This window comes from Nocardia sp. NPDC019219, from assembly GCF_040632645.1.
GTDB classification, from domain to species: domain Bacteria; phylum Actinomycetota; class Actinomycetes; order Mycobacteriales; family Mycobacteriaceae; genus Nocardia; species Nocardia sputorum.
In genome coordinates, this window is sequence record NZ_JBEYCG010000014.1 from 205291 (window position 1) to 211542 (window position 6252).

Consider the following 6252-nt stretch of genomic DNA (forward strand, 5'->3'; position numbering starts at 1 on the left):
TGTGACCCGCGTTACCGGCAAGCCGGCGGGCGCGCTGCGCGTGCTCGCCGTGGACGACGAGAAACCCGCTCTGGACGAGCTGGTGTATCTGCTGCGCGCGCGGACCGAGATCGGGGAGATCCACGCGGCGGGCGATGCCACCAGCGCGCTGCGGGTGCTGCGCGCCCACCCCGTCGACGCGGTCTTCCTGGACATCAACATGCCCGGCCTGGACGGCATGGAACTGGCGGGCATCCTCTCGGAGTTCGCCAATCCGCCCGCCGTGGTCTTCGTGACCGCGCACGACGACCGGGCGATCGCCGCGTTCGACCTGGGCGCGGTGGACTACCTGCTCAAACCGCTGCGCGAGGCCCGGCTCGCCGAGGCGGTGCGACGGATCGCGGCGGCCCGCAGCGCGCCGCACCAGCCCGCCGCCGACGCGCGCGCCGACCCGAGCGAGGTCATCCCGGTGGAGCTGGGCGGGGTGACGACGCTGGTGCCGAGGTCGAGCGTGAGCTGGGTGGAAGCCGATGGAGACTACGCGCGGCTGCACACGAGCGGCGGGTCGCATCTTGTGCGGATCCCGTTGTCGGCGTTGGAAGCACGCTGGCACGACGCGGGCTTCTTGCGCGTGCACCGCTCGTATCTGGTGGCGCTGCGGTTGGTCACCGGGCTGCGCACGGTGGGTTCCGGCACTGTGGTGTGCCTGCGCGCCGAGGGCGACGCGCGAGCGGTCGAACTGCCGGTGAGCCGACGACAGGTGCGCGAGCTGAAACAGCGGCTGGTGCACCGGCCTAGGCAACACTGGGGCAATCAGTGACCACGCCGCAGCGCCGACGCGTGGTGCTCTCCGAGCGACGGGGCGCACGCCGGGTGCGCACGCGCGTGGAGGTCGCCGAGCAGACCGAATTCGGCGAAGCGCTCATCGGCGGCCTCATCCGCGCGCAACTCGGGCTGGCGCTGCGCGTGGGCCTGGTGACGATCGCGCTGCTGTGCGCGCTGCCGGTGCTGTTCCGCACCGGCTCGATCGGATCGATGACGGTGCTGGGCATCCGTTTGCCGTGGCTGCTGCTCGGCGGCGCGGTATACCCGTTGCTGTTCCTGGTCGGCCGCACCTACGTGCGCTTGGCCGAACGCAACGAACAGGATTTCCTCGAACTGGCCGAGGACTGACCGTGCACCCGGCCCGAACTCATCCCGCGGCACGGACGCCCGGTTCCGCCCGCCCGCACATGGCCCGTGCCGATCCGTGCCCTCCGGCCGGCGCGCGGGAGTCCCGGCCACCCGCCCGGAGCCGGTGGACCCGGAGCCCGTCACGATCCTCATCGGGCGCGTCGACCACACCGGTGACCAGGGCCGCATCGCATACCGAACCGTCCCACTCGCCCACCGGCCGAAACGTCCCCAGGATCCAGGTAACGCGCGGATCCAGCCAATCCGCCCAGAGGTGCGCCCCGACGTCGGGCACGACGTCCACGCCGCCGGGGGCCGCATCGCACAACGAACCGTTGCGCTCGCCCACCGGTCGAGATGTCGCGGGGGCGTACCGCGCCGATCCGTCCGGCTCGCCCGGAGGCACGCCGTGATGCCGGGCACGGCTCCCGCGCTGACGGTGGCGGCGCTGGTGCTCGCGGCGCTGGCGACGGTCGCGATCGGCGTGTACGGCGTGCGCCTCGCCCGCACCACGTCGGATTTCCTCGTCGCTTCGCGCAGCGTGGGGCCGCGCTGGAACGCCGCCGCGATCTCCGGCGAATACCTCTCGGCTGCCTCGTTCCTCGGCGTGGCCGGGTTGATCGCGAAGTACGGCGCCGACGCGCTGTGGTACCCGGTGGGCTTCACGGCCGGGTACCTGGCGCTGCTGCTGTTCGTCGCCGCCCCGCTGCGCCGCTCCGGCGCGTACACGGTGCCCGACTTCGCCGAATTCCGGCTGGGCTCAGTGCGTTTGCGAAGACTCGCGGCCACCGTCGTGGTGCTCATCTGCGCGGTGTATCTCATCCCGCAGTTCCAAGGGGCCGGGTTGACGCTGCACATCCTGCTCGGTGTTCCGGACTGGGTGGGCGCGGTGGCGGTGGGCGCGATCGTGATCGCCAACGTGGTCGGCGGCGGGATGCGCTCGATCACCCTGGTCCAGGCGTTCCAGTACTGGTTGAAGCTGACCGCGGTGGCGCTGCCCGCGCTGGTGCTGCTCGGGCACTTCCTGGCCGACGAGCGCGAGCTGGGCGCGCCCGCCCCGCCGGTGGTGTCCGAGCGCACCACCGTCGACGTGACCACCGACGTGGTGGTGCGGGTCGGCGCGCCGCAGCGGGTCTCGATCACCGGAACCCTGGACGAGCACGTGGTCGACGGCCCGGTGCCGTTGGCACCCGGCACGCACGAGCTGGCGGCGGGAACGAGATTGGTGCTCGAGGCGGGGGCGGCGGTGCCGGTGGTGGCGGGCGCACCTGCCGACGGCGCGGGCTGGCTCGCGCCCGGCCGCGGCTTGGGCGGACCGCATCCGACCTACCAGGTGTATTCGCTGATCCTCGCGACCTTCCTCGGCACCATGGGTCTGCCGCACGTGCTGGTGCGTTTCTACACCAACCCGGACGGGCGGGCCGCGCGCGCGACCGCGCTCGCGGTGATCGGTCTGGTCGGGCTGTTCTACCTGTTCCCCGTCCTGCTGGGCGTGTTCGCCCGGCTGTACGTGCCGCAGTTGCTGATCACCGGGACCAGCGACGCCGCGGTGGTGCTGCTGCCCGGGTCGGTGGTGGCCGGGCTGCCGGGCCAGTTGCTCGCGGCGCTGGCCGCAGCCGGCGCGATCGCCGCCTTCCTGTCCACCTCGTCGGGACTGCTGGTGAGCATCGCGGGCGTGCTCAGCACCGACATGCTGCGCGGGCGGATCCGGGACTTCCGCACCGCGGCTCTGGTCGCGGGCTCGGTGCCGCTGGCGCTGTCGCTGACGGTGGTGTCGCTGGATCTGTCCCGCACCGTCGGCCTGGCCTTCGCGGTGGCCGCCTCCACGCTGTGCCCGCTGCTGGTGCTGGGCATCTGGTGGCGCGGGCTGACCGCGACGGGCGCGGCGGCCGGTCTGATCGCGGGCGGGCTCGCCGCGGGCACCGCCACCGCCGTCTCGGTGACCGGCGGATTCTCCGACGACGTGGCAGGCGGCTGGCCCGCGGCGCTGCTCGGCTATCCGGCGGCGATCAGCGTGCCGCTGGCGTTCGCCACCATGGTGCTGGTCAGCTCGGTCACCCGGGGACTGGAGACCAGGACGGTGAGCCGGATCTTCGTCCGGATGCACGCGCCCGAGCGACTGGGCATGGGTGCCGATCGCGAGCGCAGTCTGCGCTCGGACTGACCAGGGACCGCACCGCGGGCCGACCGTTCGTCGCGCGGTATCGACCGCTCACCGCAGATTCGGACACCTTCATGGAGTGACCCACACCACAGCCTACTGGCGCCCCGCGGGTCTGGCTTACCGTCCTCGAGAAGTAAGCCACGTCACTTGGTAGGACCATCATGACCAGTACCGAACTCGACGACACCGCCCCGCGGCGAGCGCCGAGCGCAGCAGAATTCGCCGAAGTCCAGGCGAGCCCCCAATTCCAGGAACTGCGAATGCGCTTGCGTCACTTCGTGTTTCCGATGACCGCGTTGTTCCTGCTCTGGTATCTCGGTTACGTCCTGCTCGGCGCGTACGCCCACGACTTCATGAGCCACCCGGTGTTCGGCAACGTCAACGTCGGATTGCTGCTCGGCCTCGGCCAATTCGTCTCCACCTTCGCCATCACCGCGCTCTACGTCCGGTTCGCCAACCGGGAACTGGATCCGCGCGCGGCGAAGATCCGTGGCTACCTCGAGGGAGAACGCGCGTGAACACCGTGCACACCTACGCCGCCGCCGCGACGGTCGGCAACCCGGTCGCGAATATCGCCATCTTCGGCGTCTTCGTCGTGTTCACCATGATCGTGGTGATCCGGGCCAGCCGGAACAACGCCACCGCCGCCGACTACTTCACCGGCGGGCGCGGCTTCTCCGGCCCGCAGAACGGCGTCGCCATCGCGGGCGACTATCTCTCGGCCGCGAGCTTCCTCGGCATCGCGGGCGCCATCGCGGTCTACGGCTACGACGGATTCCTCTACTCCATCGGATTCCTCGTCGCCTGGCTGGTCGCGCTGTTGCTGGTCGCCGAGATGCTGCGCAACACCGGCAAATTCACCATGGCCGACGTGCTGAGCTTCCGGCTGAAGGAAGGCCCGGTGCGCACCGCCGCCGCGCTGTCCACGCTCACGGTGTCGCTGTTCTACCTGCTCGCTCAGATGGCGGGCGCGGGCGGGCTCGTCGCGTTGCTGCTGGACATCTCCGATAAGACCGGACAGTCCGTCGTGATCGCCGTCGTCGGTGTGTTGATGATCGTGTACGTGCTGGTCGGCGGCATGAAGGGCACCACGTGGGTGCAGATCATCAAGGCCGTGCTGCTGATCGTGGGCGCGGCGCTGATGACCGTCATGGTGTTCGCCAAGTTCGGTTTCAACGTCTCCGACATCCTCGGTTCCGCGCAGGAAGCCGTCTCCGAGTCGTCGAACAAGGCCGTCGCCGCGCGTGACGTCCTCGCCCCCGGCGCGCAGTACGGCGGCAGTGAGACCTCGAAGCTCAACTTCCTGTCCCTCGGTCTGGCGTTGGTGCTCGGCACCGCGGGGCTGCCGCACGTGCTGATGCGCTTCTACACCGTGCCCACCGCCAAAGAGGCGCGGCGCTCGGTGGTCTGGGCGATCGGCCTGATCGGCGCGTTCTACCTGTTCACCCTGGTGCTGGGCTACGGCGCGGCGGCGATCGTCGGGCCGGACCGCATCCTGGCGGCCGCGGGCGGGCAGAATTCGGCGGCGCCGCTGCTGGCCTTCGAGCTGGGCGGCGTGGTGCTGCTCGGCGTGATCTCCGCGGTCGCCTTCGCCACCATTCTCGCGGTGGTCGCGGGCCTGACCATCACCGCGTCGGCGTCGTTCGCCCACGACATCTACGCCAACGTCATCAAGCGCGGCAAAGCCGGTGAGCGCGAACAGGTCCGGGTCTCCCGGATCACCGCGGTGGTGATCGGCGTGCTGGCCATCGCCCTGGGCATCCTGGCGAACGGCCAGAACGTCGCCTTCCTGGTGGCGCTGGCGTTCGCGGTCGCCGCGTCGGCGAACCTGCCGACCATCCTGTACTCGCTGTTCTGGCGGCGGTTCAACACCACCGGTGCGCTGTGGAGCATGTACGGCGGCCTGATCTCGACGATCGTGCTGATCGTGTTCTCCCCCGCGGTCTCCGGCACCAAGACCGCCATGCTGCCCGGCATGGACTTCGACTGGTTCCCGCTGTCCAACCCGGGCATCGTGTCCATCCCGTTGGCGTTCCTGCTCGGCGTGCTCGGAACCTTCGTCGGCGGCAGGTCCGAGGACCCGGCCAAGGCGGCGGAGATGGAGGTCCGCTCGCTCACCGGCGTCGGCGCGGAGAAGGCGGTGGTGCACTGATCGTCGCCCGGCATACCTCGTCCCCCTTGCTCTTTCGTTAGGAGATCTCGCGTGACCAGCGCAACCACCGATGACCGCGACACCACCGCCGCCTACCCGCCGGCCCCGGAGTTCGCCGCCCAGGCGAACGCGAGCGACGCGCTCTACGACCGGGCGCGGTCCGATCGGCTGGAGTTCTGGGCCGAACAGGCCCGCAGGCTGCACTGGGAGCAGCCGTGGACCCAGGTGCTGGACTGGAGTGACGCGCCGGTGGCGAAGTGGTTCGTCGGCGGCAAGCTCAACGTCGCCTACAACTGCGTGGACCGCCACGTCCTGGCCGGACACGGAGACCAGGTCGCCATCCACTGGGAAGGCGAACCCGGCGACTCGCGCGCCATCACCTACGAACAGCTCCGGGACGAGGTCTGCCGGGCCGCCAACGCGCTCACCGAGCTGGGTCTGGTCGCGGGCGACCGGGTGGCGATCTACATGCCGATGGTGCCCGAAGCCATCGTCGCCATGCTCGCCTGCGCCCGCCTCGGGCTCACGCACTCGGTGGTCTTCGCCGGATTCTCCCCCACCGCCCTGCGCCAGCGCGTCGACGACGCCGGTGCGCGGTTGGTGATCACCACCGACGGGCAGTGGCGGCGCGGCAAACCCGCACCGCTCAAGGCCGCGGTGGACGAGGCATTGGGCGATGACCCGACGACCGTCGAGCACGTGCTGGTCGTGCGCCGCACCGGCATCGAAGTCCCCTGGACCGAGGGCCGCGACCTGTGGTGGCACGACACCGTCGCCCACGCCT

6 protein-coding genes are annotated in these 6252 nt (G+C 70.6%); all 6 read left to right on the top strand.

Going from position 1 to position 6252, the window contains the following annotated elements; translation table 11 throughout:
* The first annotated feature begins 1 nt into the window (after nt 1).
* On the top strand, nt 2-799 hold the full coding sequence (locus ABZ552_RS24945; protein ID WP_281874543.1) for a LytTR family DNA-binding domain-containing protein: 798 nt from the start codon (nt 2-4) through the stop codon (nt 797-799).
* Nucleotides 796-1152, top strand: a complete 357-nt coding sequence (locus ABZ552_RS24950) for a hypothetical protein (protein WP_281874544.1) — start codon at nt 796-798, stop codon at nt 1150-1152. The genes ABZ552_RS24945 and ABZ552_RS24950 overlap by 4 nt, the downstream gene beginning before the upstream one ends.
* 412 nt (nt 1153-1564) lie before the next feature.
* Nucleotides 1565-3316, top strand: coding sequence for a cation acetate symporter (locus tag ABZ552_RS24955; RefSeq protein WP_357440074.1), 1752 nt, complete (start codon nt 1565-1567; stop codon nt 3314-3316).
* A gap of 161 nt (nt 3317-3477) precedes the next feature.
* Complete coding sequence (locus ABZ552_RS24960; protein WP_281874546.1) at nt 3478-3834, top strand: DUF485 domain-containing protein; 357 nt, start codon at nt 3478-3480, stop codon at nt 3832-3834.
* Nucleotides 3831-5468: a cation acetate symporter gene (locus tag ABZ552_RS24965; RefSeq protein ID WP_281917083.1), complete on the top strand. Its 1638-nt coding sequence runs from the start codon at nt 3831-3833 to the stop codon at nt 5466-5468. Before ABZ552_RS24960 ends, ABZ552_RS24965 begins: the two co-directional genes overlap by 4 nt.
* A gap of 51 nt (nt 5469-5519) precedes the next feature.
* On the top strand, nt 5520-6252 hold a 733-nt coding region (locus tag ABZ552_RS24970), incomplete at its 3' end, for an AMP-binding protein (RefSeq protein WP_357440059.1).

Bases quoted from the DNA above. Each gene is read 5' to 3' on its own strand.
- ABZ552_RS24955 (WP_357440074.1), top strand. From the start codon at position 1,565: ATGCCGGGCACGGCTCCCGCGCTGACGGTGGCGGCGCTGGTGCTCGCG.
- ABZ552_RS24960 (WP_281874546.1), top strand. From the start codon at position 3,478: ATGACCAGTACCGAACTCGACGACACCGCCCCGCGGCGAGCGCCGAGC.